The 26,147-nt window shown below is 39.4% G+C and carries 22 protein-coding genes; 15 read left to right on the plus strand and 7 right to left on the minus strand.

Annotation, left to right across the window (positions count from 1 at the left end):
* Positions 1-13 precede the first annotated feature (13 nt).
* Positions 14-1,381: an MATE family efflux transporter gene (locus H8S07_RS06775; RefSeq protein WP_186855730.1), complete on the plus strand. Its 1,368-nt coding sequence runs from the start codon at positions 14-16 to the stop codon at positions 1,379-1,381.
* 78 nt (positions 1,382-1,459) lie between these two features.
* On the opposite strand, the gene malQ (H8S07_RS06780) is transcribed toward H8S07_RS06775, so the two are convergent.
* Together malQ (H8S07_RS06780) and H8S07_RS06785 are read right to left on the minus strand one after the other, a co-directional pair.
* Positions 1,460-2,962 (minus strand): 4-alpha-glucanotransferase, encoded by a 1,503-nt coding sequence (gene malQ / locus H8S07_RS06780; protein WP_186855731.1) that lies wholly within the window; start codon positions 2,960-2,962, stop codon positions 1,460-1,462.
* A 12-nt stretch (positions 2,963-2,974) separates the two neighbouring features.
* Positions 2,975-5,227, minus strand: coding sequence for a glycogen/starch/alpha-glucan phosphorylase (locus tag H8S07_RS06785; RefSeq protein ID WP_186855732.1), 2,253 nt, complete (start codon positions 5,225-5,227; stop codon positions 2,975-2,977).
* Between the two features lie 183 nt (positions 5,228-5,410).
* Between H8S07_RS06785 and H8S07_RS06790 the strand changes: the two genes are divergently transcribed.
* Both H8S07_RS06790 and H8S07_RS06795 read left to right on the plus strand, forming a co-directional pair.
* Positions 5,411-6,286, plus strand: coding sequence for an AraC family transcriptional regulator (locus H8S07_RS06790; protein WP_186855733.1), 876 nt, complete (start codon positions 5,411-5,413; stop codon positions 6,284-6,286).
* Between the two features lie 335 nt (positions 6,287-6,621).
* The gene (locus tag H8S07_RS06795) at positions 6,622-7,335 is read left to right on the plus strand and encodes a TraX family protein (RefSeq protein WP_117538208.1); all 714 of its coding nucleotides are present in this window, start codon (positions 6,622-6,624) and stop codon (positions 7,333-7,335) included.
* A gap of 45 nt (positions 7,336-7,380) precedes the next feature.
* Here H8S07_RS06795 and malQ (H8S07_RS06800) read toward each other — a convergent pair whose 3' ends face one another.
* From malQ (H8S07_RS06800) to H8S07_RS06820, 5 genes are all read right to left on the minus strand, one after another.
* Complete coding sequence (gene malQ / locus H8S07_RS06800) at positions 7,381-8,871, minus strand: 4-alpha-glucanotransferase (protein ID WP_021859897.1); 1,491 nt, start codon at positions 8,869-8,871, stop codon at positions 7,381-7,383.
* Between the two features lie 17 nt (positions 8,872-8,888).
* Positions 8,889-9,896: a LacI family DNA-binding transcriptional regulator gene (locus H8S07_RS06805; RefSeq protein WP_021859898.1), complete on the minus strand. Its 1,008-nt coding sequence runs from the start codon at positions 9,894-9,896 to the stop codon at positions 8,889-8,891.
* 53 nt (positions 9,897-9,949) lie between these two features.
* A complete protein-coding gene (locus tag H8S07_RS06810; protein ID WP_021859899.1) occupies positions 9,950-10,783 on the minus strand; it encodes a carbohydrate ABC transporter permease in 834 nt (277 codons plus the stop codon).
* Positions 10,783-11,625 (minus strand): carbohydrate ABC transporter permease, encoded by an 843-nt coding sequence (locus tag H8S07_RS06815; protein ID WP_021859900.1) that lies wholly within the window; start codon positions 11,623-11,625, stop codon positions 10,783-10,785. The genes H8S07_RS06810 and H8S07_RS06815 overlap by 1 nt, the downstream gene beginning before the upstream one ends.
* A gap of 70 nt (positions 11,626-11,695) precedes the next feature.
* On the minus strand, positions 11,696-13,024 hold the full coding sequence (locus H8S07_RS06820; RefSeq protein WP_117538209.1) for an ABC transporter substrate-binding protein: 1,329 nt from the start codon (positions 13,022-13,024) through the stop codon (positions 11,696-11,698).
* 455 nt (positions 13,025-13,479) lie between these two features.
* Between H8S07_RS06820 and H8S07_RS06825 the strand changes: the two genes are divergently transcribed.
* The 12 genes from H8S07_RS06825 (at position 13,480) to H8S07_RS06880 (ending at position 26,136) form a co-directional block, all read left to right on the plus strand.
* Complete coding sequence (locus H8S07_RS06825) at positions 13,480-14,658, plus strand: ABC transporter ATP-binding protein (protein WP_021859902.1); 1,179 nt, start codon at positions 13,480-13,482, stop codon at positions 14,656-14,658.
* 95 nt (positions 14,659-14,753) lie between these two features.
* Positions 14,754-16,646: a BMP family ABC transporter substrate-binding protein gene (locus tag H8S07_RS06830; RefSeq protein ID WP_117538210.1), complete on the plus strand. Its 1,893-nt coding sequence runs from the start codon at positions 14,754-14,756 to the stop codon at positions 16,644-16,646.
* Between the two features lie 8 nt (positions 16,647-16,654).
* The gene (locus H8S07_RS06835; RefSeq protein ID WP_117538211.1) at positions 16,655-17,248 is read left to right on the plus strand and encodes a metallophosphoesterase family protein; all 594 of its coding nucleotides are present in this window, start codon (positions 16,655-16,657) and stop codon (positions 17,246-17,248) included.
* 269 nt (positions 17,249-17,517) lie between these two features.
* Positions 17,518-17,865 (plus strand): TnpV protein, encoded by a 348-nt coding sequence (locus tag H8S07_RS06840; RefSeq protein WP_026649314.1) that lies wholly within the window; start codon positions 17,518-17,520, stop codon positions 17,863-17,865.
* Positions 17,866-18,041: 176 nt separating this feature from the next.
* Positions 18,042-18,998 carry an ORF6N domain-containing protein gene (locus H8S07_RS06845; RefSeq protein ID WP_005341533.1) on the plus strand — a complete coding sequence of 319 codons (957 nt, stop codon included), beginning with the start codon at positions 18,042-18,044 and terminating at the stop codon, positions 18,996-18,998.
* An 83-nt stretch (positions 18,999-19,081) separates the two neighbouring features.
* Entirely contained in the window at positions 19,082-19,396 is a 315-nt protein-coding gene (locus H8S07_RS06850) for a helix-turn-helix domain-containing protein (RefSeq protein WP_019162573.1), read from the plus strand.
* Entirely contained in the window at positions 19,389-19,607 is a 219-nt protein-coding gene (locus H8S07_RS06855) for a hypothetical protein (protein ID WP_117538212.1), read from the plus strand. Before H8S07_RS06850 ends, H8S07_RS06855 begins: the two co-directional genes overlap by 8 nt.
* Before the next feature lie 647 nt (positions 19,608-20,254).
* Positions 20,255-21,136: an exonuclease domain-containing protein gene (locus tag H8S07_RS06860; protein WP_158570043.1), complete on the plus strand. Its 882-nt coding sequence runs from the start codon at positions 20,255-20,257 to the stop codon at positions 21,134-21,136.
* Positions 21,137-21,300: 164 nt separating this feature from the next.
* Entirely contained in the window at positions 21,301-22,431 is a 1,131-nt protein-coding gene (locus H8S07_RS06865) for a DUF3798 domain-containing protein (protein ID WP_242992980.1), read from the plus strand.
* 67 nt (positions 22,432-22,498) lie between these two features.
* Positions 22,499-24,100 (plus strand): sugar ABC transporter ATP-binding protein, encoded by a 1,602-nt coding sequence (locus H8S07_RS06870; protein ID WP_158549921.1) that lies wholly within the window; start codon positions 22,499-22,501, stop codon positions 24,098-24,100.
* Positions 24,087-25,121 carry an ABC transporter permease subunit gene (locus H8S07_RS06875; RefSeq protein ID WP_021859639.1) on the plus strand — a complete coding sequence of 345 codons (1,035 nt, stop codon included), beginning with the start codon at positions 24,087-24,089 and terminating at the stop codon, positions 25,119-25,121. The genes H8S07_RS06870 and H8S07_RS06875 overlap by 14 nt, the downstream gene beginning before the upstream one ends.
* Positions 25,108-26,136: an ABC transporter permease subunit gene (locus H8S07_RS06880; RefSeq protein WP_186855734.1), complete on the plus strand. Its 1,029-nt coding sequence runs from the start codon at positions 25,108-25,110 to the stop codon at positions 26,134-26,136. The genes H8S07_RS06875 and H8S07_RS06880 overlap by 14 nt, the downstream gene beginning before the upstream one ends.
* Positions 26,137-26,147: the final 11 nt, after the last annotated feature.

The following is a 26,147-nucleotide window of genomic DNA, read 5'->3' on the forward strand; positions in this document are numbered from 1 at the left end:
GGATTAAATATAAATGAAACGAATTGATTTTGAAAATGGAACGGTTACGGGAAATATACTGGGAGCTGCGCTTCCGATGCTGGTGGCGCAGATTTTAAATCTGTTATATAACATTGTGGATCGAATATATATTGCGCGTATTCCAGAGGTAGGAACAGCAGCACTTGGAGGAGTGGGACTTTGTTTTCCTGTTATCGTGATCATTACAGCATTTGCAAATCTGTTTGGTGGAGGTGGTGCGCCCTTATTTTCCATAGACAGAGGAAGAAAGAAAGAGCAAGAGGCAACACGTATTATGAATACGTCGTTTTCGCTTGTATGTTCCAGTGCTTTGTTGTTAATGATGATCGGACTTTTATTCTCCCATCCGATTCTGACGCTGTTTGGAGCATCCAGAAGTGTAATGGTTTATGCACGTCCGTATCTGATGGTCTATCTGATTGGTACGCTTCCATCTATGGTTGCAGTTGGCATGAATCCATTTATCAACGCACAGGGTTATTCGCTGGTTGGTATGCTTTCGGTTGCAATCGGTGCAGTTGTGAATCTGATTTTAGATCCTCTGTTTATCTTTGTATTTGGAATGGGAGTACGTGGTGCGGCGTGTGCAACTGTAATTTCACAGTGTTTGTCTGCATTGTTTGTATTTTATTTTTTGACAAGAAAAGCAGAGTTAAAGGTGCGGCTACTAAAGAAAAATGAAATAGCAGAAAATATCGGATATGCGAAAAATATTATAAGTCTTGGAATGGCAGGATTTATTATGCAACTTACAAACGGTCTGGTAACGATCTGCTGTAACAATGTACTTGCAGTGACCGGAGGCGATATTTATATTTCGGTGATGACGATTATTTCCAGCGTGCGTCAGCTTGTAGAGACGCCGATCCATGCGATGAATGAGGGGGCATCTCCAATCTTGAGTTATAACTATGGTGCAAGACGCCCGGCAAGAGTCCGCAAGGCGGGCGTTGTACTGGCAATGATGATGATTTTGTATACCGGAGTTATGTGGAGTGTGATTATTCTGGAACCAGGTGCGCTTATACGTATTTTCAGTACAGATGCAGAATTGATGCAGGATGCAATGACTGCGCTTAATCAGTATTTCGCAGCATTTATTTTTATGGATTTCCAGTATATGGGACAGACAGTATTCAAATCCCTGAACAAAAAGAAGCAGGCGATTTTCTTCTCCCTGCTTCGTAAAGTGTTTATAGTTGTGCCGCTGACATATTTTATGCCATACGTTTTACATATGGGAACTTCCGGTGTGTTCCTTGCAGAACCGGTGTCCAATGTAATCGGTGGCAGTCTGTGTTTTATTACAATGCTGTGTATGATTTTGCCGGAACTGAAACGGATGGAAGTACCTGCTTAGAATGCCTTTTTGAATCTCCGTGCTGGGTGGTAACACATGAGTGCAATGAAGACTTCAATTAATTCAAGCCAACCGAAATTAGAACGATTTATTTTGTTTTTCAGGAAGACGCTCGTACAACCATGTCATACGCTTCAAGCGCTTCACTGTCTGTGCATCAAATTGATTCTTTTCCATACGCCAGGCCCAGTTTTCGCCGAGTGTGGATGGTGTATTAATTCTCGCCCTGCCATCCAGATTCAGCAGATCCTGCATCGGTGTGATGCAAAGGTTCGCGTTGCTGTTCATCGTAAGGCGGATAAAATCCCATGCCAGATCGTCTTCGTCGAGACGTGATGTATGCATATATTCTTTTGCAAAATCTCGCGTTGCTTTATCTGTACTGTGATACCATCCTCTTGTCGTATCGTTGTCATGCGTGCCGGTATACACAACGCTGTTCTTTGGATAATTGTGCGGAAGATAGGCAGAACCGCCGTTTGGGTCGAATGCAAACTGTGCCACTTTCATTCCCGGAAAACCACTATCAGATAACATCTGGAGAACAGTTTCTGTCAGAAATCCAAGATCTTCTGCAATAATGTTTAATTTTCCAAGCTTTTCTTCGATTGTGTGGAAGAGTTCCATTCCAGGACCAGGCATCCATGTGCCATCTACTGCGGTTTTATTTCCATAAGGAATGGAATAATATTCATCGAATCCACGGAAATGATCAATTCGGACTACGTCATATAATTTGAAACAATGACGGATCCGCTTGATCCACCAGTCGTACCCGGTCTTTTTATGATAGTCCCAATTGTACAATGGGTTGCCCCACAGCTGTCCGGTTGCAGAAAAATCATCCGGAGGACATCCTGCTACTGCCAACGGATTATTCAATTCATCAAACTGAAACAACTCTGGAGATGCCCATGTATCCGCACCATCAAACGCTACATAGATCGGAATATCACCGATGATCTGAATGCCTTGTGCATTTGCATAGGCATGAAGCTTTGTCCATTGTTTATCGAATTCATATTGCTGGAATTTATAAAATGCAATCTCTTCTGCCAGTTCATTTCTTGCATTTTCAAGTGCATCCTCTTCACGGTTTTTTAGAGGAGCTTCCCATTCATTCCAGCTGATTCCATTTTTACTGTCTTTGATTGCCATGTAAAGACTGTAATCATCCAGCCAGTATGCATTTTCATTTATAAAGTGATCATATGCTTCGTCATTTTTAAAACGCGCAAATGCTTTTTTCAGCATTTTGAATCTAGAATTGTAAATTTTTTCGTAATCAATACAGTCTGCCTTGTCTCCAAAGTCATACGCTTTACATTCTTTTTTTGTCAGAAGTCCTTCTTTGATCAATGTCTTGGGATCAATAAAATATGGATTCCCTGCGTATGTGGAGAAGGACTGGTACGGGGAGTCCCCGTATCCAGTCGGTCCAAGCGGCAGGATCTGCCAATAACTCTGTCCGGCCTCTTTTAATCGATCTATAAACTTATATGCCTCTTTTGAGAAACAGCCAATCCCGTATTTGGACGGCAATGAAAATACCGGTAATAATACTCCGCTTGTTCTTTCCATGTGCTCCTCCTCTTACAGATGCCAGATGTCGTTGTTGTACTCTTCAATTGTTCGATCAGATGAGAAATATCCTGCTCTCGCAATATTTACAAGTGCTTTTTTAGCCCATGTTTTCTGATCTGTATAAGCTTTCAGTGCTTCTTCTTTCTTTTCTTTGTAGCTGTCAAAGTCAAGAAGTGTCATGAACCAGTCTTTGCTGATGATTTCATGCTGCAATCTTTCAAGGTTTTCCTTCTGCCCAACTTTCAAAATTTCATCGCTTGTGATAAAGTCAATTGCTGCTTTGATGGACGGATTCTTTTCATAGAAGTCTTTTGCGACGTAATCTGCTTTTACGTAATGTTCGATCACGTCGTCGCTGGAAGCACCGAATACAAAAATGTTATCGTTGCCGACAAGCTCGTGGATCTCCACATTTGCGCCGTCTTCTGTTCCAAGTGTTATAGCTCCGTTCAGCATGAATTTCATATTACCGGTTCCGCTTGCCTCTTTAGATGCAAGTGAGATTTGTTCAGAAATGTCGCATGCCGGAATTAATTTTTCCGCTTTTGTTACATTGTAGTTTTCAACCATAACAACTTTCAGATATGGGCTTACTTCAGGATCATTGTTAATGATCTCCTGCAGACAGAGAATCAGATGAATGATATCTTTTGCAATTACATAAGCCGGTGCGGCTTTTGCTCCAAAGATCGCTGTCACAGGTGCTGCAGGAATCTTTCCTGCTTTAATTTCAAGATATTTATCAATAATATATAATGCATTCAGCTGCTGACGTTTGTACTCATGAAGACGTTTGATCTGAATGTCGAAGATCGTATCTGCACTCACTTTTACGCCCTGTGTCTCTTCCAGATATTTGCACAATGCTTTTTTGTTTGCGTGTTTGATTGCAACTAATCGGTTAAGTACCTTTTCATCATCCTTAAACGCAAGCAGTTTTTCAAGTTCCGCTGCATCTTTTTTATATCCTTCTCCAATGAGTTCATCAAGAAGTGCTGTCAGAGCCGGGTTACAGTGCAGCAGCCAACGACGGAATGTAATACCATTTGTCTTATTATTAAACTTCTCCGGGTAAATCTTGTAGAAGGTATTTAATTCAGTCTCTTTCAGAATGTCTGTATGAAGAGAAGCAACACCATTTACGCTGAAACCATAATGGATATCAATATGTGCCATATGAACAGTATCATTTCTGTCGATAATAGAAACGCTTTCATCATCATATTTTCTTCTTACTTTGTCATCTAATACTTCAATGATTGGCATTAACTGTGGAACGACCTTCTTCAAATAGTATACCGGCCATTTTTCCAGTGCCTCTGCAAGGATGGTATGGTTTGTATAGGCGCATGTTTTAGAAACAACTTCGATCGCCTCGTCCATGTCTAAGCCCTTCTCTACAAGAAGACGGATCAATTCCGGAATTACCATTGTCGGGTGGGTATCATTGATCTGGATCACTGCATAATCAGCAAGATCATGAAGGTTGCACCCCTTTGCTATACATTCATCGAGAATCAGCTGTGCACCTGCACTTACCATGAAATACTGCTGATAAATGCGAAGCAGTCTTCCATTCTCATCGCTGTCATCCGGGTATAAGAAAAGTGTCAGGTTTTTCTCAATGTCTTCTTTATCAAAAGTAATTCCATCTTCCACGATCGTCTCATCTACAGAGTCGATGTCGAAGAGATGTAATTTATTTGTCTTATTGTTGTATCCTGTCACTTCAATGTCATACATTCTTGCATTTACATTGAGCCCTTTGAATGACACCGGGTAAATAACATCTGTTTTTTTCAGCCATGATTTTGATTCGATCCATGGATTCGGAGTTTCTCGCTGAAGATTGTTTTTAAACTCCTGTTTGAAAAGTCCGAGATGATAGTTCAGACCGACACCGTCTCCGGCAAGTCCGAGTGTTGCGATTGAGTCAAGGAAACAAGCTGCCAGACGTCCAAGTCCGCCATTGCCGAGTGACGGCTCTGGTTCTACTTCTTCAATTTCCGCAATGTTCTTTCCGTTTTGTGCGAGCACATCTTTTACTTCATTGAAAATACCAAGATTGATCATATTGTTAGAAAGCAGTTTTCCAATAAGGAATTCTGCGGAAATGTAGTACAGCTTCTTTTTGCTGTCTGTGCGTTCCTTTTCGCCTGCCATTTCCTGCACCATGCTAAGAAGTGCGTCATAGATTTCTTCATTGGAAGCCTGCGCGATCTTTTTTCCAAGTTTTTCCTGTAATGTTGTCTGAATGTTCATTTGAATAATCTCCTTTCAAATCGAATTCGGGTTTATGTAACATTTTTGCTGTTTTGTCATTGGTTTATAATTGTATTTTAATATGATTCCATGCCAATATCTTGCAATATACTTGTAATCTATTGTACAATACTATCATTCTAATAGATTTTTATGGACTCGTTGAAAGGACTTTGTTTTCTTATGAATATTAATGAATATCAGAACTATCACGAAACAAAATCACATACATCCGCAGAATTTCCTTATAATACGTATCTATGCTCTATTCCGCTTGATTTTCCGGGAGTGCCGTTGCACTGGCACGATGAGATGGAACTTGTCGTTATTAAAAAAGGGCAGGGTTATGTTTCTGTGGACTTTGATAAGCATCTGGTGCACAGCGGAGATATTATTATGATATGTCCGGGCTGTCTTCATGCCATTGAGCAGGATGCTTCTTATAAAATGGAGTATGAAAATATTATTTTTAAACCGGAGTTACTCTCTTCCGGAGCAAATGATTTGTGTATGCTTCAATATATGAAGCCGCTTCTTGACGGGACTTTGCCGGTGGAACATTTTCTTACTCCTGCTCATGAAGTTTTTGAGTCTCTAAGCAATTGCATCCGACAGATTGACCTTGTCTGTGCAGACCAGACAACCGGGTGGCAGCTTGCAGTAAAAAGTGCACTGTTTTACTTTTTCTTTCTTCTGATTTCTGAAAGACAGAAAAAAACAGTTTCCATTTCTCACAATCCAAAATCCTTGGAGAAAATGAAAACTGTTTTGAAATATGTAGAAGAGCATTATACAGAAAAACTTACAATTGATGACATGGCGAAACTTACCTTTTACAGTAAATCTCATTTTATGAAGTTTTTCAAAGTTCATATGGGAACTGGATTTACCGAATATTTAAACGATTATCGTCTTGCTATGGCTGCAAGGCTTCTTAAATCATCCGATGAATCTATTCTGATGATCGCAGAAGAAAGCGGTTTCGATAATCTGTCTTATTTTAATCGTATTTTCAAAAGAAAATATGGTGTTTCCCCCGGAAGCTACAGAAAATCGTAAGTATCTGTACGCTGCTTACAGCGAAGCAGACAACAATTAACCGGAGAATCCCTGAAAGGGCTTTAGCATCCTTCAAGGTTCGAGCTATCTATGAGAAATCTATGTTGGCACGGGTTCGCCAGATAAAATTTAATAAATTTGTAGTGATTTTTCTCAATTTACCTCTTGACAAAAGTCATTATATATTAGATTGTATAAATGCATTTATTCTGCTATTATCGACAGATTATGAGCTTGTGTTGGGCAGAAAAGGTGTGGCAGCCATCGAGAGAGCACACGAGCTTCACACAGAAAATTACTAGAATATAAATAAGAAAGGTGTCTGAAAAAAATCTATGAACAATATAAAAGAAAGAATCAAGATATTCTCAGGAGCGCAGCTAAAATATATCGCTTTTTTATCAATGCTTATTGACCATACAAATAAAGCACTGATCTATCCGAATCTGGATGGCGGAGCATTGAATCGATTGAGTGATTTTTTTGATATTTTAGGAAGAATCGCTTTCCCGATATTCATCTTCCTTCTTGTGGAAGGATATTTCCACACAAGGAATAAGTGGAGATATTTAACTACACTTCTTGTATTTGGAGTAATATCAGAGGTTCCGTTTGATATGTGCACATCGGCCAGATTTGTTGAAGTCAACTGGAACAATATTATGTTCACGCTGGCACTTGTGCTTGCTATGATCTGGGTGATCGACGTATTGAAAGAGAAGATGGCATCATTACCGAAGGCGTTATGGTATTTCGTATCATTTCTCATTGTAGCGGTATTGTGCTTTGTAGCAATGAATACAAGTCTGGACTATGAACATCATGCGGTGCTGATCGGTTATTTCTGTTATATTTTTCATGAGAGATGGGCACTTGGAATTCCGTTTTGTTACCTCTCTATGTTTAAAGAGCCGTGGGCTCTGCTTGGATTTGGATTGACACTTACTTATAATGGAGAGCGTGGAAAACAGAATAAGTTAGTAAATTATCTTTTCTATCCGGTGCATTTGCTGATTTTAGGAATCATAAGAATGTGTCTTGGGATTTAAAGAAAAAGAGGGCGTAAATGTGAATGCATTTACGCCCTTTCGCTTCTATATTTGAGGAAGTCTTTCGTATATTTTCATTTCTTCATATAACTGCTTTGCGAGTTCATCTGAGATGTCTTCAGGCTTGCATCGCCAGGTCCAGTTATCACTCAGCGTTGAAGGGGTGTTGATCCGGGCTTCATGTCCGAGACCAAGAAGATCTTGCATCTGCATGATCGCTGTATCAGATACGCTTGCCCATGCACTGCGCATCATACCCCAGTGGTAACCTTCCTCTTTTGTCAGACGAAGATAACGGATCGCATTGGCTGTGTCTTCTTCCGGAGCGGTTTCAAACCAGCCGTTGATCGTCTCATTGTCGTGAGTGCCGGTATATACGATACAGTTTCTTGTGTAACAGTGAGGCAGATAGCCATAACCGGTGTCACGGGTGTCGAAAGCAAATTCTAACACTTTCATTCCAGGGAATCCGGTTTCTTTCAGTAACTGATGTACGGAGTCTGTTAAAAAACCAAGATCCTCGGCAATGATTGGAAGATCCCCAAGTTTTTCTTTTACAGTCTGGAAGAAGTCAATTCCCGGACCTTTTCTCCAAACTCCGTTTTTCGCAGTTTTATCTCCGTAAGGAATTGCAAAGTAGGAATCAAATCCACGGAAATGATCAATTCGCAACACATCATAGATTTTCATTTGATGTGCAATTCTTGTTATCCACCAGGAAAACTCATTTTCTTTCATATAATCCCAATTAAATAGTGGATTTCCCCAGAGCTGTCCATCTTCCGAAAATCCATCTGGAGGACATCCGGAGATTTCTGTTGGACGTAACTCTTCATTTAATTGGAACTGTTCCGGGTGTGCCCATACATCGGCACTGTCTTCGGAAACATAAATTGGAAGATCGCCGATAATCTGAATGTGATGTTGACTGGCATAAGCTTTTAACTTGTTCCATTGGTGGAAGAAGAGAAACTGGATTGTTTTCCAGAATAAAATGTCTTCTGCAAGAGTTGTTTTTAATTCCTCTAATTTATTCGTGTCACGAAGTCTTACCGGTTCTGGCCATTGGGACCATGCGGTTCCACCGAAATGATTCTTAACAGCCATATATAAGGCATAATCATCTAACCAGTAAGCTTCTGTCTGAAAAAATGCAGACAGACTGTCAGCCATGTTCGTAGAAACGTTTCCGACAGATTTTTTTAGAACAACAAAACGCTGTTCATATTGTAGCTTATAATCTATTTTTTCAGGTTCGTCTCCCCAGGAGAAATTTTCAAAGTCAGCGCGTTGCAGTAATCCTTCCAAAACAAGATCATTAAGATCGATCATATAAGGATTGCCTGCAAAGGTAGAAGATGATTGATAGGGAGAATCTCCATATCCGGTTGGGCAAATAGGAAGAATCTGCCAGTATGTCTGACCAGATTTCTCAAGAAACTGGATGAAATCACGTGCGGTCTGACCTAAGGTTCCTATTCCATATGGGGAAGGAAGAGAAGTAATGGGCATTAAAATACCTGCAGCTCTCACCATAAACCCTCCTTTCCGTTCTAATTTATTTTTTTTACACTTTCTGATTTGATCAGTTCATAAGGAATGACCTTGTGAACTGCTTTATAAGGATAATGGATCCGCTGTAACATCAAATCAACGCCTTGCTTGGCCATCTGAGCGGTATCCTGACGGACGGTTGTAAGTCTTGGGACAAAAAAACGGGAGAGGTCAATGCCATCATATCCCACAAGAGAAATATCTTCCGGAATTCTTTTGCCAAGATCGAAACTGGCCCGCATTGCACCAAATGCAATGATATCACCAAAAGCAAAGATTGCAGTCAATGACGAGTTTCGCTTTAACAGTCGGAGAGCAGCTTCATAACTTTCTTCGACAGAATAATGGCAAGGTTCATATTGCAGATCCTGCTGGAAATCAAGATGGTGCTTTTTGAATCCGGCAATACAGCCTGTCAGACGTTTATAGCTGACTTGTGTGTCGGAAAGATTACCACCAAGGATTCCAATATGTGTATGGCCCTGATCTACCAGATAGTCGATTACTGCCTCAGAAGCTGCAGCATCGTCTGTTGTCAGAGAGGATAAATTCGTAAATTTCAGATCCTTTCCGCTGTTTGTCAGCAGAACACATGGGACAGGGATGTATTTGAAATCTTTTTCAAAATATTCCAGATCTCCACCGAGAAAAAATATTCCTTTTGGATTTTTTTCCCGGCAAAGACTCATAGCATAACTGACTTCATTCGCATCTTCATCCAGATAGCTGACAACTGCCTCTTCATCATTTGCCAAAAGGCGTTGCTGGATCTGTTCAAGAATTGCGTTAAACAGAATATTCTGATTTCCTTTAATAATAATGGCGATAGAAGAAACAGCTCTCATTTTCAAGTGCTTTGCATTGGAATTGGGCTGGAAATTTGTCTCTTCGATAACCTCCATGATCCGTTGCCGTGCTTTGTCACTGACATCCGGATGATTATTTATAACCCGTGATACAGTACCGATACCATATCCGGATAACCTTGCAATGTCCTTAATCGTCATAATTAAAAATCCTTTCTGTTAACAGCAGTTAAAAAATATGTACGGAGTATATTTTATCCCTTTACAGCACCTGCCGCAACTCCTTTGATGATATATTTCTGACAGCTTAAGTAGAATACGATAACAGGGATGATCGCCATGATCAGGCAAGCCATAATTGCTCCCATATCTACACGTCCATAACTTCCTTTCATATACTGTACAACGATAGAAATTGTTTTAAATTTCTTGATATCCAGTACAAGGTAAGGAAGAAGGAAGTCATTCCAGATCCACATCGCTTCCAGAATACCGACAGAGATATAAGTTGGCTTCATAATAGGAAGTACGACTGAGAAAAATGTTTTGATCGGATTGCATCCATCGATCATGGCAGCTTCTTCAATTTCAATCGGAATTGATTTTACAAAACCGCAGAACATAAAGACTGCAAGTCCGGCACCAAAACCGAGATATACGATTACGATTCCCCAAGGTGTATTCAGGTGAAGAGAATCAGCTGTTCCGGAGAGGGTAAACATAACCATCTGGAATGGGATAACCATAGAAAATACACATAAAAGATAAATCAGTTTTGTCAGTTTATTCTTTACTCGTGTAATGTACCAGGCACACATAGAGCAACATACTAAAATTACAATTACAGAGAGGACGGTGATAAATAATGTCCAGCCAACTGCTTTTACAAATTCATATTTTGTAATACTTGTAACATAGTTTTCAAGACCTGCATAACTCTTTTCGTCCGGCATTGAAAATGGGGAAAGACTGATAAAAGCTTTTCTCTTAAATGAATTCATCAAAACAACAAAAATCGGTGCCACGAAAAGAATAGAGATTACAGTGAAAAAGAGAGTGGCGAAAATACCGCTTTTTTTATTTTTCATTATTGCTGAACCTCCTTATCTCTGGTTGCGCGAAGCTGAATCAAACCAATTGCTACTACAATTATGAAGAAGATCACGGCTTTTGCCTGACCGACTCCCTCAAATCCTACATGACCGTAGAACGTATCATAAATGTTCAATGCCATCATTTCTGTCTGATGCATTGGTTCACCGGATGTCAGTGAAAGGTTCTGGTCAAACAGTTTGAATGAGTTTGTGATCGTTAAGAATGTACAGATGGTGATGGAAGGCATCATCATCGGGATGGTGATCTTGAAAAGACGCTGTCTTGCGTTGGCACCGTCGATCATCGCTGCTTCATTCAAGGAACCTGGGATTGCCTGAAGACCTGCGATATAGACGATCATCATATAACCAATCTGCTGCCAGCAGATCAGAATGACCAGACCCCAGAAACCAAATTTTGCATTCAGTTTCAGTGCAAGATCAAACTTTCCAAGAATACCGTCAAAAATCAGCTGCCATACGTAACCAAGTACGATACCACCGATCAGGTTCGGCATAAAAAATACGGTACGGAAAATATTCGTTCCTTTGATCTTCTGGGTAAGTGCAAGTGCAACCGCAAATGCCAGCACGTTGATCAATACTAAAGTAACAATTGCAAAAACAGTTGTGAAAGAGAAGGCATGTGTAAATGTCTTATCAGAAATAGCTTTTGCATAATTTTCAAGTCCTACAAAAGAGGCATCTTTGATGGTCGTGAAATCACAAAAGGAAAGATAGATACCTTCCAGAAATGGAACGACAAATCCGATCATGAAAGCTGCCATGGTAGGAAGTATAAAAACTGGCCAATAACGTTTAATAGATTTTTCCATATTATCCCTCTTTGTATGAAAACAGGGGAGCAGTGTGCTCCCCTGCAATAATAAGTTGTTTTGTTATAAATTACTTGCTTGCTTTTGCTTCTTTTGCCCATCCATCTACGAATGCAGATTTAACTTTTGCCCAGTTCGCATCTGTCTGTTTTGATGCGTAAGTTGTAAGTGCAGAACCAAGATCGTTCTTCCACTGTTCAGAAGGCATTGTAGAGAAGTTCCAAGAAACAGGAGTCTTTCCTTCTTTTACATAATCATTAGCAACGTTAACAAGTGGATTCTCTGATTTAAGGTTCCCTTTGAATGGAATTACAAATCCCATACCGTCAGCACCAGAAGGCATAGCGTTTGCAGCTCCGCACATTGCCTTTGTACCTGTCTTAGAAGTTACACACCAGTTCATGAAATCAAGAGTAGCCTGAATGTCATCTTTAGAAGCATTCTTGTTTACACACCAGTAGTTTTCTGTACCTGTACACAGTCCCTGATTTTCTTCGCCTTTTACACCAACATAGATTGGCAGCATTCCGAGATTCTCATCTCCAACATCAGCGATATCTGCGTATGCCCATGTACCATTCTGATAGAAGACTGCCTGCTCTGTTACGAATTCAGAAGTTGCATCATCAGCTGTTTTTGTACTTAACTGTTTCGGGCTGCATGTTGCGTTGTTGATATACAGATTCCAGATGTTGCGGTAGTTATCAAGGTAAGTTCCTTTGATCTTATCTGTGTTGTCAATTTTGTCTTTCTGGTATTCATAATAAATAGGAAGGTTTGCAAGATGTGTCTTAAATCTCCAGTCAGAAGAACCATCCATACCAGCAGATGTAAATGCGGAGAATCCTAATTTATCTTTTCTGCTTGTAATATCTTCAACAACTTTTTTCAGATCATCAAATCCTTTGATATCATCCTGTGAATATCCGGCTTTTTTTAGTAATTTCTTGTTATAGATGATTCCGTAAGATTCAATTGCATATCCGATACCATATACTGCATCGTTTTCTTTTAATGCGAAATCATCAGAAGTAAGCTGCTTGTAAACATCAGAACCGGAAAGGTCATAACAATATTTTTTCCATGAAGCAAGACCAACCGGTCCGTTTACCTGAAATAATGTAGGGGCTTTTGATTTACCCATCTCACTCTTCAATGTAGTTTCATACTGGTTGGAAGCTGCGGTAACAACTTCTACTTTTACTCCAGTCTCATCTGTGTACTCTTTGGCAAGCTCCTGCCACTGATCATCTGCTTCTGGTTTGAAGTTCAGATAGTATACAGATCCTTTCGCATCAGTTTTTGATTCTTTCTTGCTGTCAGAACTGCCACATCCAGTTACCATAGATGCTGTCATTATAACTGCAAGTCCGGCTGCCATCAAACGTTTCTTGTTCATAATATGGTCCTCCTTAAATAAAATAATAATTTGTAAAATGGGTGTTTTTGTGAAAAGCCCAATAGTTCGGAACTGTTTCCGAAAACGTTTCCATTTGTTGGCTTCATCATAGCATTATGGATAAGAAAAAACAATAAAAAACGGTTAAAAATGAAAAATATGTTGAAAAATACTTAAGACTAGGTTTCAAAATTGTGCAAAATCAATAAGAATGGTCAAATTTTTGAAAATAGATTGCGAAAATAAAAGTTCTGGTTTATACTTCGAAAAAATAAATATTTAAATCCGCCCGGATGCAACACTCCACTCATTGTTGCATTTTCAGGGAAAGAAAAGGAGGAAATCCGTCAGGCTTGCGGTGCGACAGTGTGGAGACCTGTCGTAATGTGGCGCGGAAGAAATCGCCGGTCACGAGATGATACATTGCGGAGGCAGTATCATTAAAGTCTTAATTTATGTCAGAGGTAATTTTAAAGCACATTAAAAAAGTTTACCCGAACACAGAGAAAAAAAGAAAGAAAGGTTCATCTGAAAAGAAGAGTAATCTTTTAGTAACTGATGAAGGCGTAGTAGCTGTTCAGGATTTTAATCTGGATATTAAGGACAAAGAGTTCATCGTTCTTGTTGGCCCTTCCGGATGTGGTAAATCAACAACACTGCGTATGGTGGCAGGACTGGAAGAAATCTCAGATGGAGAACTCTTAATTGATGGCAAGAAAATGAATGATGTGGAACCAAGAGACAGAGATATCGCAATGGTATTTCAAAGTTATGCACTTTATCCACATATGACAGTTCGTGAGAATCTGGAATTTCCATTAAAGCTTAGAAAGATGCCGAAGAATGAAATTAACCAGAAAGTGGATCAGGCAGCCGAAATTCTTGGAATCACACCGTATTTGGATCGTAAACCGAAAGCTTTATCCGGTGGACAGCGCCAGCGTGTTGCAATCGGACGTGCCATCGTGCGTGAACCGAAAGTTCTTTTAATGGATGAGCCATTATCCAACCTGGATGCAAAATTACGTAATCAGATGCGTGCAGAGCTTATCAAATTACGTCAGGGAATCGATACTACATTTATGTATGTAACACACGATCAGACAGAGGCTATGACACTTGGAGATCGTATTGTTATCATGAAAGATGGTGTCGTTCAACAGATCGGAACACCGCAGGAAGTATTTGATCATCCGGTGAACATTTTTGTAGCAGGATTTATCGGCATGCCACAGATGAATTTCTTTGATGCAGAACTGATCGAGAATGCAGGAAAATATCAGGTAGAAGTAGATGGAGTCAGAGTGGAACTGTCAGAAGAAAAAGAGAAAAATCTGGCAGCAAAAGGTGTAAAATCGCAGAAGGTTACACTTGGTATTCGTCCGGAGCACATTTCATTGTCAGAGCCTGGAGCACAGGCAGTTACCGGTAAGATTGATGTAGCCGAGATGATGGGAAGTGCGATTCATCTGCATGTTACAGCAGCTGGAAAAGATACAATCATTATCGTGCAGACAATGGATCTCAATGGAAGAACACTTTCTGATCTTGCAATCGGAGAGGAAGTATCTTTTAAATTCCGTGGAAGTGAAGTACATGTATTTGACGAGGATGGAATCAATCTGGAAGCATAGCATTAAAAAAAGGGGCGGGAATTCCTGCCCCTTTTTTCGTGGAAATTCACAAAAGTTAAAGTAGCGTGCTATATAAAAACAGGAGGGCTGAGAAAATGCCGTTGGATGATTATAAACAGGCAAGAAAACTTGCGCAGCGTCAGTCCAGACGGGCGAGCGCAAAGGGAGAATCACCATATCCGATCGTACTGGATGAAATTCTAGAAGGGGAGGAAACTGCAGGAAATCAATATCTTGGAATGATGGAAATTCCATTATCTTTGGTTGTAGGAACAAAAGAAGCCGCAAGGAGCAATGCGTTCAGTCCGGATTTTCTTCCCCTATTAGATGAGACATCGGAATTTGCAGCAAAGTGGATCAATCTTTTCCAGTCTCAGATGGAAGAAGGATTGAGAGATCCGGTGACCGTATATGAATACAGAAACAGATTCTACGTACAGGAAGGTAATAAAAGAGTCAGCATTATGAAATATTTGAAAATGCCGACTATATTGGCAAATGTTACAAGAATTCTTCCGGTACAAGATAATAAAAAAGAGAATGTAGTATATTATGAATTCGTAGAGTTTTATAAAAGAACCGGTCTGAATATGATCATATTTCCGGAACCGGGAGATTATGAAAGTCTGCTGCAGGCAATGGGAAAAGACTGGAACAGCAAGTGGAAAGAGAAAGAAATCCGAAGACTGTCAAGTGTATATATCCATTTTCAAATCATGTATGAATCTATGGCCGGAGATTTTGTGCCGGAACATATAGGGACTGCTTTTTTGCGGTGCCTTGATATTTTTCCATATGAAGAATTGAAAGAAAAAACGTCTGTGGAAATCCGTGAAAAACTGGAAACAATCCGTGAAGAAATTGAACCGGAAGCGCTAAAAACAGAGGTGGAGCGCGTGATGGAGCCGGAGGCGGAAAAGATCCCGATTTTGACAAGGTTTCTGACACCGGCGAAAAGAGTGATGAAAGTTGCTTTTATTTATGAAGGAAGTGCAAATTCCAGTGAATGGAACTATGCGCATGAACTAGGGAGACAACAGCTGGAGGATTCATTTCGTGGAAGAGTAATTACCAGTGTGTATGAGAATATCCAGTCGCAGACAGCAAGAAGTGAAGTGCTTGAGGCGGCGATCGAGGATGGAAATACGGTGATTTTTACTACAGCCGCAACGTTGATGCAGGCATCGGTGCAGGTCGCTTTGCAACATCCGGACATTTATATTTTTAATTGTTCTTTGAATTTCCCATACAAATCTGTAAGAACATATCTGACAAGAAATTATGAAATTAAATTTTTACTGGGACTTATAGCGGGAGCAGCGGCAGATAGAGACAGCGTGATCGGCTATGAAGAGGATTATCCGATGTATGGAACTATTGCGAATGTCAATGCATTTTCAATCGGTGTTCGGATGATGCAGCCGGGAGCCCAGGTAAAACTAATCTGGACAGGAGTAAAAAACTCCAGATCTGAAGAAGAAAAGAAGGATTTGAAGATTATTTCAGCAAAAGAAATGATTAGCAAAAAAGGAACGGAAAGTCCATACGGATTATATTTTCAAGATAAAGGAGAAATCACAAGAATCGCGACCAGTATTGTAAACTGGGGGAATTTTTATGAACGGATCATGCAGTATATTCTGGAGGGATCATGGAAACCGCTTGCATATGGTGATAAAAAGACATTGAACTACTGGTGGGGATTATCTGCAGGAGTGATAGAATTAATCTGTTCTGAAAGAGTTCCGGGCGGAGTAAAACGTATGGCAGAGAGCTTTGCCCAGTTTATTGCAGACGGAAGCTTTCATCCATTTGAAGGAGAATTATGTGATCAAAATGGGGAAATTCATGGAACTGCCGGAGAAATATTAGATGTTGAAGAATTGGTTACGATGGATTGGCTCTATGAGAACGTAATAGGAAGCATACCGGAACGGTCAGAATTAGAGGAAGGAGTAGGAGAACTTCTGAAATTGCAGGGGTTGTAGAAAAACGTATGAAAATACTCGTAATAGCAGATGAAGAATCCAGAAGTCTCTGGGATTATTATACGCCGGATAAATTAAAGGATATTGATCTTATACTGTCCTGCGGGGACTTGAAACCAGAATATCTTAGCTTTTTAGTGACAATGGCCCATTGCCCATTATTATATATTTATGGAAATCATGATGGGATATATGAAAGAAAAGAACCAGAAGGCTGTATTTGTATTGAAAACCAGATTTATGAATATAAAGGGATAAGGATTCTGGGACTTGGCGGATCTTGTTGGTACAATGGCGGATCCCATCAATACACACAGAAAGAAATGAAGCGCAGAGTGCAGAAAATGTGGTTGAAAATGAGACAGAAAAAAGGATTTGATATTCTGTTGACTCACGCACCGACGAAAGGGATCAATGATGAAGAATCAGCCGCACATCAGGGATTTGAAGTATTTAAGGAGCTTTTGGAAAAATATTCGCCGAAATACCATCTTCACGGACATGTGCATCTAAATTATGGAAGAAAACCAAGAGTTACGAAATATAAGAATACGGTTATTATTAACGGATATGAGTCCTATATATTTACTTACGAAGAATAATTTGGCTGAAAAAAAGTAATATCTGGCAGATTTTCTGTTGAATGATCAGTGGCAAGTGAGAACGAAAATGAAAATATTCAAAATTAGCACTCACCTCTTGATAATGGAAGTCGATTTTTGTCCTGTCTTGTGTATCCTAGAAGTGCCTGTTTTACAGGCTTTCCGGGGCATCAGTCATTTTGTCTGGTATTGTAAAGCAGTGTCAGATTTGTCGTAAATGTCGTAAATTTGTGGTCAAAAAATGATGAGAAATGGAGAGTGCTAATAAAATGGAATTAACGTATACAAATGTAAATGGATATCTGATCCCGAATCTCACCTATAAATCCGGTGAGCAGATGGAGCAACTTGGCAAGTATGGTTTTCTTCGCAGAGATTATCTGAAAAACTATCGAAATTCAACCTATCAGGTGATGCTTTTACAGGATACCATTGGAGAGCATCTTCTGGAAGTGGACAAGGCAGCCAGAGAACGGGAAGAGGTAATACTGAAACAGTTAGAAGAAAAAGAACCATTGCCGGATAAAGAGAAAGATCAGATTGCCTGGGTAAGAGCTGCTAATCAACACAAAGCAATTGCAGAAGAGATTATTCTCAAGGAATTGATTTATGTTTAAATGAAGGTGATGAGGTCGTGGATTGCGACCTCATTATTGTATGAAAAATAGCAGTAGGCAGAATGAGAAAAATAGGGTAAAATGGGAACATGGATTTTGGGAACTCATAAGAAATGATTGTTCGGTAAAGTAACTTGAAATGCCAGTTTGGCATTTCAAGTTATAGAGGAGATGGAATGGCGGATCAGAAAGTAAGAGAAATGGAACCAGTGGAAACACAAATAGTTGAAATCATGCCACCGGACGTTGAAAATCTGATTTATGTAGTAAGAAACAAACAAGTCATGGTGGATAGTGATCTGGCAATGCTTTATCAGGTAGAAACGGGAGCGTTAAACAGAGCCGTTAAAAGAAATATTGCCAGATTTCCAGAAGATTTTCGATTTCAGCTTACAAAAGATGAATATGAAAACTTGAAATGCCAATTTGGCACCTCAAATGGCAGTGGAACAGAAAATGGTTATGGTGGCAGACGTACATTACCGTATGTATTTACAGAGCAGGGAATATCCATGCTTGCAAGTGTATTGCATAGTGAGGTGGCAATTAATGTAAGTATAGGTATTATGCGTGCATTTGTAGAAATGCGACGGTTTATAGCCAACAATGCACTTTTGTTTGAAAGGATTAGTAACGTTGAGCTAAAACAACTGGAATATCAGAAAAAGACAGATGAAAAACTGGAGCAGATTTTTGAGTACATATCAGATCATGAGGAGTCTAATCAAAAGATATTTTTTGATGGTCAGATATATGATGCATTCAGCTTATTGATAGGACTGATTCAGAAAGCAGAAATGGAAATTGTTCTGGTAGATGGCTATGTGGATGTAGGAACATTAAATATGTTGTCCAAAAAGAAAGAAAATGTGGCGGTGACAGTTTATACACAGCAACGGACAAAATTATCTCAAACAGATGTAGATAACTTTAATGCACAGTATCCTAAACTGGATGTGAAGTACACAAGAGCATTTCATGATCGTTTTTTAATTCTTGATAAAACGAAAGCATATCATGTGGGTGCGTCTTTGAAGGATGCAGGTAAAAAATGTTTTGGAATTAATCTGATTGAAGATGCAGGTATTGTAAGAGATATTTTACAGAGATTGGAATTGGAAACAGAAGAATAGAAAAGTAAGTTATGCAGAAAGGCGTGAGTCATAAGAATATGGCTTGCGTCTTTTTCTTTTGAACTGAAAAGGAGGATGGGAGCATGGCACAGATTTTTCGTGTAGAGAGAACTAAGAATTTTACGGTAATGAGTAATCACCATTTCAAGAATAAGAATCTGACATTGAAAGCGAAAGGTCTATTATCGTTGATGTTAAGTTTGCCAGATGACTGGAATTACAATATGCAAGGACTGGCAACATTGAGCAGAGATGGGATTGATTCTGTTCGTTCTGCAATTAAGGAATTAGAGCATCATGGATATGTGGAACGTCATAGATTGCGTAATGAGTATGGCTTTTATGGCGATACCGAATATATTATCCGGGAAGTTCCATTAGGAGAAGAAAATGATTAAGTGGAGAAGAGAAGTGCTTAAGGGTGGATTGAACAAGCAAGGTGAAGAAAAGAATAGAGTGCCGGATACGGCACATGATTGTCCGATACTTCGCATCGGAGTGATGCACGAACAGCCTGTTTCAGAAAGAGAAAATCTATCGAAAGGGAAGCTTTTCTATTTCTTCCACAGTCAGTTCCTGCACCACAAAACCACCGTCATCTCCATTTAGGGTTGATAATGCAGTGTGGAAATGCTGCTTGGCTGGTATCGGTTTAGTAGTGGGAAGATGACAGGCAAGTTTCGCAAAGTGGCAAGCCACTCTGCACCGGAGCCAGCCTTTGGGCTGTTCCTAAACTTGCCAGAGGGCTCCGCCCCTTGGAACCCCGGCACATCAATGGCGTAAGTATCCCTGCGAAATGTCCACCGGACATTCCTACGGAACACTTACTGATTGACTAGGACTTGTCTCCGCTGTCGCTCCGGTCGGTGCAAAGCTGACGTCCACTGGACGTCATGCACCCTGCACCTGTATAAGAGAGCGTTGCACTCTCTTATATATCCCCTGCTAATCTACCAGCGGAAAGGTTATGAATGATTTATAAAAAAGATAGAGTGGAGAAAGGAGACAAAGATTTATGCGAAAACGAAATTATACAGTAACAATACGAATGAATAAAGCAGAATTTGTGACCAGATCGAAGGAAAAGAAAATGGTACGTATATTTTACTTTCCAAATTTGAGGATGATGTTGTGTTCGAGTATCACATCACCATTCAGGATGAAGATTTTAATCTTGGAATTTTAACGATGAAAACACCGGAAGGAACATTTGAAGCAGATTTTGACGCATAAAAAGAGGTGGTTTTTTGAGTAAGATGAAAAAAAGAAACACGAACAGGAGAAGCAAGCCAAAGAAGAAAAGTTTTTGCGTCGCAGATTGGATAAGGGAAGGCAGAGTTGCATTTCTTGATTCCGAGTTTGTAACTTCACAGCAAAAGGGTGGTCCACCGTCAAAGTTAGTGTCAGTTGGTCTTGTAATCTGCCAGAAAAATTTTGAAGAAGTAGAACGGTTTCATTCTTACATATTTAATGATGAACCGCTTCATGATAAATTCCGGGAACTGACCAATATTACAGAAGAGATGCTGCTTCGAGCCCCTTCTTATGAGCAGGTGATGAGGGAAATTGCAAAAAAATTACGCGAGTGGAATGTAAAGAAGATTTTTGTGTGGGGACCGGATCAAATGGTCATCGCGCAAGATTTAAAATACTATCGCACAGATGTTTCGAAACATACGAGGAAGGCAGTGAATATGATGCTTCCACTGATGATGGATATTGAAGAAATCTATTCGAAAAAGCTGAAAATGCGAAGTATAGGAATCGCAAACCTGAAGCTGCTATGTGGTTTGAAACCATCTGTCAGCCATGATGCACTAGAAGATGCTGTGGATCTTAAAAATATAATCGCATATATGGATATACATGGATGTCCAGAGCGCGCGGCGAATGTACTGAGACAATACATGAAAGAAAAGGAAATTTACTACAGATACCGCAGGTTCCATGAAAAATGGGAAGGAATTTCCGATGAAGTTTTAATAAAGTGCAATGCCTTGATGCAGGAACTGGAAAATGTAGAAAGTATGGAGGCAAGAGCATTGAAAGATGACCTTCACGTGATCGCGATAGGAGAAGATGCAGCCTTTGAAGAGCTGGAAGTTTTCTTTGAAAAAGCAAATAGAAAAAAAATATAAGTGAACGCAGTTATATGGAATTTCAATTAGAAAAAAAAGCATATTGGTGCTACTATGATAGTAGGATAAAGTCATTAATATTTGGGAGATATATTAATGAGTTTATTTTGCGCAAAAACAGATTTAACGCGCAAAAAATTGGGGAAAAGAGGAAAAAGACGAAAATGAAAAAGATGAAAAGACTGGTTGCAGTTCTGATGATTTGCGTGATGATGTTTTCAGTAGCAGCATGTGGCAAACAAGGAACAGCAAAAAAGGAAGACAAGAAAATTGATGGAAAAGTATGTGTGTTGACACCGACACTTTCCTGGAGTGAAGATCAGTACAGATCCGGTGAGAAGATGGCAGAGAAGTATCCGGGCGTTGTTGAGCATCTGACATTGCCAGATGACTTTGCAGCAGAGCAGGAGACGGGAATCACTCAGATCATGAATGTTGCAAAGGATCCATCTTTCAAAGCACTTGTTATCTGCTATGGTGATTCTGGTATTTTACCGGCAATCAAAATGGCAAAAAAAGAAAATCCGGACTTGAAAGTGATCACTGCACCTGTATGGGATGATCCATATGAGATGGCGGATGTCATTGATTTATGTATCGATGCAAACTGGAACAAACGTGGGCAGGTAATTGCAAAAAAAGCGAAAAAGATGGGTGCTGAGAGAATTATCCACTATTCTTTCCCGACACATCTTAAGATGGAAGAAATTGCACAGAGAAGAGAGACGATGAAAAAGACAGCGAAGAAGCTTGGTATGGACTTCATCGATATAACAATGCCAGACCCATACGTAACATCTGACAGTGCAACAAATCAGTTCATCAAAGAAGATATTCCAAAAGAGATCAAAAAATATGGAAAAGATACTTGTATCTTCAGTACATACTGTCCGACACAGGATTTCGTAATCGGGCTGGAATTAAAATACAAATATATCGTAGCTGAGCAGTGTTGCCCGACACCTACACAGGGATATCCGGCAGGTATGAACCTTAAAATTACAAAAGATATTGCAGGTGATTACGATGCAATCAACAAGATGATCAGCGATGTTGCAAAGAAGAATGGTGTTACAGGAAGACTGTCTACATGGCCAATTTCTATGGAAGCATTCCAGCCGGAATTTGCGACAGAAGTAGCAATCCAGGCCTTGAAAGGCGACATCAAATTAACAGATATTGATGCATTAAGAAAAATCGCAAAAGACGTAACAGGTGTATCAGTCGAAATGGAAAAACTTGATGGTAAATATGACAACTATCTCCTTTACATTATGGGTTCAATTTATTACTAAAATATAATGAAAAAGACTAGCTGTGACACAGTCGTGCCACAGCTATCTTTTATAAGTGGGAATGACGATGGAAAATACAGTTTTAAAATTAAACAATTTGGGAAAGAAATTTAGTGGTAACTCCGTTTTGCGAAATGTGAATATAGAGTTGAAAAAAGGGCAGATCTTAGGACTTATGGGAGTTAATGGATCCGGGAAAAGTACAATGCTTAATATTATTTCCGGTGACCATATTATTGACGAGACAGGTGGTTACGAAGGTGATATTTTCATAGATGGACAAAAAGTAAAGATCACATCAACGGTAGAAAGCCAGAGCTACGGGATTTGTATGGTGCACCAGGAATTCAGTCTGTTAGAAGATTTAAGTATATGGGAAAATATAGCATTGCCTAATTATGTAATGAATTCCTATCGCGAGATAAAAGGAAGCATGAAGAATTTCTATACAGAAGAGAATAAAAGAAAAGCAAAAGAGATCCTGGCAAGATTAGGGCTTGATCTGGATGTGGAGATGAAAATCTGTGAACTTCCAATCAATAATAAGCAGTTTGTAGAAATCGCCCGCTCGATCGCCAATGAAGATACAAAATTATTAATGCTGGATGAGCCGACAGCTACATTGAATGAAAAAGACTCTAACAAGCTTCTGGAACAGTTGAAAAAACTGGCAGATGAAGGCTTAACTATTATTTTAGTGTCACACCGAATTGAAGAGATCATCGCAGTTTCGGATACAATCCTCGTATTAAGGGACGGAGATCCGGTTTATCTAAGTGACAAAAAAGAAGAATTCAGCCGCGAAAAAATAGCGGAAGAGATTATCGGATATAATTACGCATTTGCAGAGCGTTTTAAGGAAAATGAAGCAAAGCAGGAAAAAGTAGTGCTGACGTATAAAGATTTTTATGTTGCACGAAAAAACGAACCGATAAAAAATCTGAACTTTGACATATATCAGTCAGAGATCATCGGTCTTACCGGAATGAACGGACATGGGAAAAATGCACTGGCATATGGCACGTTAAGAGCAGATAAAATTGCCGGAGATTTCACATTTTACAAAGATGAGAAGGAAATAAAAATTAATAAAACAGCGGAAGCGATTGAATCAGGTATTGTGTTTGTCACAGAAGAAAGAAGAAGAAATGGACTTCTTTTGGACAAATCAGTAGCAGAGAATATCAATTTCTATTTGAAGAATTTCTCTGATAAGTTAAATCGTCTGTCTATCGGAAATAAAATTAAATTTTATGATAAAAATAAAGAGAAAAATCAGGCAGAAACAGTAGTAACGAAATATGACGTAGTATGTGAGTCAATTCGACAGCCAATCTGTGAATTGAGCGGTGGAAACCAGCAAAAAGTAGCGTTGGCACGTGCGATTTTAATGGATCCGGACGTATTATTTATTAATGAACCGACGAGAGGGATTGATATCAAATCAAAAGACAATATTTTAAAATTGCTCGCAGATTTGAATAAAAGAGCAGGGACTACGATCATTCTCGCATCCGGAGATATTGAAGAGATGAAAAAAATATGTGATCGCATCTGCGTATTTTATGAGGGGGAACTTGTAGATGTTTTAAAACACGATGCAGATGCAGAACAGTTTGCGAGAGCTTTTTCAAAAATGAGAGAGGAGGACAGCTATGAAAAAGTTTAAATTACAAAAAAATGTATTGCTGATCTTTTTGCTTGTCATGATCGCTGTTTCCTGTTACATGGGAATTCCAATCCGCCCGCTGCTTACGGATATGCTGATCCGACTTCCTATGAACGGTGTGTTTGTATTATCACTTCTTCCGATGCTGAATGCCGGAATGGGATTTAACTTCGGAATGCCAGTCGGGATCATAGCCGGTCTTATTAGTATCAGCACGGTTATGAACTTTGAAATCACTGGTGTGAAAGGATTTTTATGCGTGCTTCTCCTTACAATTCTTATTAGTTTTGTGTTCGGAAGAATTTATGGACGCATTTTAATAAAGGCAAGTGGAACAGAGGAGATCACAGGAAACTTTTTAGGTTTATCAATCATTCCGCTGTCCTGTATTTTATGGGTGACTATTCCATTTGACAATCCGGTCATGGTATTTCCAATCGCAGGAAAAGGAATGCGTCCAAAGATTGGGCTGGAAGGATATTTTGACAAAATCATTGAAAAAATTTTCCAGATAAAAATAGGTGGAATGATGATTCCGGTAGGATATCTCCTTTGCTTTTTTATCGTGTGCGTGATCATCTATATTATTTTTAAAAGTAATATCGGTCAAAATATGCTTGCCCTCGGTGAAAATGAAGCCTATTGCGAGATTATGGGGCTGCAATCGAATAAGATTAAGATGACGGCAATCGTTTTATCAACGATCATTGCAGGTGTAGGTATCTGTTTCTATTCACAAAGCTATGGATATCTGGAACTTTATAATGCACCGAAAGCGATCGCCTTTTCTGCAGCATCTGCGCTTCTTATCGGAGGCTGTACGGAACATAATGGAAATATTTTAAACGTGATTGTAGGTACATTGATTTTTCACGGGATTTTAGTGTTTAGTGTGCCTCTTGCAAATGAGCTGGTTGCGACAGAGCTTACCGAGATCACAAGATCTATTTTGACAAATGTCATTATCTTATTTGCAATGTTTAAAGAAACAAAAAAGGAGAAGAATGTTGAAAAAGCTTAAATCAAATCGAATTCCATTGTTATTCATTATCCTGTCTGTCATAGGATATATTGTGTCAGGAATGTCGCTTAATTTTGTTATGTCTGAAGTAGTAACAAGAATTTTGCGAAACAGCGTGATGGTATTGTCACTGATCGTTCCGATCATAGCCGGTTTGGGACTTAACTTTGCCATCAGCATTGGTGCACTGGCAGCACAGACAGCCATTCTTTTTGTATTAAATTATGGACTGGAAGGATATCCGGCACTTTTAGCGGTTGTACTTCTTTCTACAATCCTTGCTGTCGCATTTGGTTATGTGATCGGAGCAATCTTAAACCGTGTAAAAGGGCGAGAGATGATTACTTCCATCATTATCGGATATATCGGAATCAGTATCTATCAGTTAATCTTTATGGTCGGATTTGGAACGATCATTCCTGCTACAAACGAAAAATTGCTTTTAAAATCCGGACTGGGAATTCAGCATGTTGTAAACCTGGAAAGTCTGGGTGGCATTATCGATGATTGTTTGAAATTTGAAATATGGGGGATTAAATGTTCGGTGTTGAATCTTGTGATCATCACAGTAGTCAGTCTGTTCATATTTTACTTGCTTCGAAGCAAGCTCGGTATTAATATGAAAGCTGTCGGTGAAAGTATGGATAAGTCGCAGAGCCTTGGCATCGATGTGAATAAAATGAGAATCATCGCAATTATTATTTCTACGGTGCTTGCGGCTTACGGACAGATCATGTATTTACAGAATGTTGGAATGTTGAGCGTGTATACCGCGCAAAGCAATCGTGAGATTTTCTCAAGTGCGGCAATTCTGGCTGGTGGAGCCGGAATTAAAAATGCGAATATCCGCAATGTGTTTTTAGGATTATTTTTGTTCCATTTTCTGTTTATTGTATCGCCACTTGCTGGGCAGACACTGTTCTCAAGCGTTGCAATCGGAGAATATTTCCGTACGTTTATATCTTATGCAGTAATCTGTCTTGCAATTATTTTTAATGTAAAGGAGAATATATAAAGAAAAATGAG

The organism is Dorea hominis (genome assembly GCF_014287705.1).
GTDB lineage: Bacteria > Bacillota > Clostridia > Lachnospirales > Lachnospiraceae > Dorea_D > Dorea_D hominis.

Bases quoted from the DNA above. Each gene is read 5' to 3' on its own strand.
- H8S07_RS06775 (WP_186855730.1), top strand. From the start codon at position 14: ATGAAACGAATTGATTTTGAAAATGGAACGGTTACGGGAAATATACTG.
- malQ (WP_186855731.1), bottom strand. From the start codon at position 2,962: ATGGAAAGAACAAGCGGAGTATTATTACCGGTATTTTCATTGCCGTCC.
- H8S07_RS06785 (WP_186855732.1), bottom strand. From the start codon at position 5,227: ATGAACATTCAGACAACATTACAGGAAAAACTTGGAAAAAAGATCGCG.
- H8S07_RS06790 (WP_186855733.1), top strand. From the start codon at position 5,411: ATGAATATTAATGAATATCAGAACTATCACGAAACAAAATCACATACA.
- H8S07_RS06795 (WP_117538208.1), top strand. From the start codon at position 6,622: ATGAACAATATAAAAGAAAGAATCAAGATATTCTCAGGAGCGCAGCTA.
- malQ (WP_021859897.1), bottom strand. From the start codon at position 8,871: ATGGTGAGAGCTGCAGGTATTTTAATGCCCATTACTTCTCTTCCTTCC.
- H8S07_RS06805 (WP_021859898.1), bottom strand. From the start codon at position 9,896: ATGACGATTAAGGACATTGCAAGGTTATCCGGATATGGTATCGGTACT.
- H8S07_RS06810 (WP_021859899.1), bottom strand. From the start codon at position 10,783: ATGAAAAATAAAAAAAGCGGTATTTTCGCCACTCTCTTTTTCACTGTA.
- H8S07_RS06815 (WP_021859900.1), bottom strand. From the start codon at position 11,625: ATGGAAAAATCTATTAAACGTTATTGGCCAGTTTTTATACTTCCTACC.
- H8S07_RS06820 (WP_117538209.1), bottom strand. From the start codon at position 13,024: ATGAACAAGAAACGTTTGATGGCAGCCGGACTTGCAGTTATAATGACA.
- H8S07_RS06825 (WP_021859902.1), top strand. From the start codon at position 13,480: ATGTCAGAGGTAATTTTAAAGCACATTAAAAAAGTTTACCCGAACACA.
- H8S07_RS06830 (WP_117538210.1), top strand. From the start codon at position 14,754: ATGCCGTTGGATGATTATAAACAGGCAAGAAAACTTGCGCAGCGTCAG.
- H8S07_RS06835 (WP_117538211.1), top strand. From the start codon at position 16,655: ATGAAAATACTCGTAATAGCAGATGAAGAATCCAGAAGTCTCTGGGAT.
- H8S07_RS06840 (WP_026649314.1), top strand. From the start codon at position 17,518: ATGGAATTAACGTATACAAATGTAAATGGATATCTGATCCCGAATCTC.
- H8S07_RS06845 (WP_005341533.1), top strand. From the start codon at position 18,042: ATGGCGGATCAGAAAGTAAGAGAAATGGAACCAGTGGAAACACAAATA.
- H8S07_RS06850 (WP_019162573.1), top strand. From the start codon at position 19,082: ATGGCACAGATTTTTCGTGTAGAGAGAACTAAGAATTTTACGGTAATG.
- H8S07_RS06855 (WP_117538212.1), top strand. From the start codon at position 19,389: ATGATTAAGTGGAGAAGAGAAGTGCTTAAGGGTGGATTGAACAAGCAA.
- H8S07_RS06860 (WP_158570043.1), top strand. From the start codon at position 20,255: ATGAAAAAAAGAAACACGAACAGGAGAAGCAAGCCAAAGAAGAAAAGT.
- H8S07_RS06865 (WP_242992980.1), top strand. From the start codon at position 21,301: ATGAAAAAGATGAAAAGACTGGTTGCAGTTCTGATGATTTGCGTGATG.
- H8S07_RS06870 (WP_158549921.1), top strand. From the start codon at position 22,499: ATGGAAAATACAGTTTTAAAATTAAACAATTTGGGAAAGAAATTTAGT.
- H8S07_RS06875 (WP_021859639.1), top strand. From the start codon at position 24,087: ATGAAAAAGTTTAAATTACAAAAAAATGTATTGCTGATCTTTTTGCTT.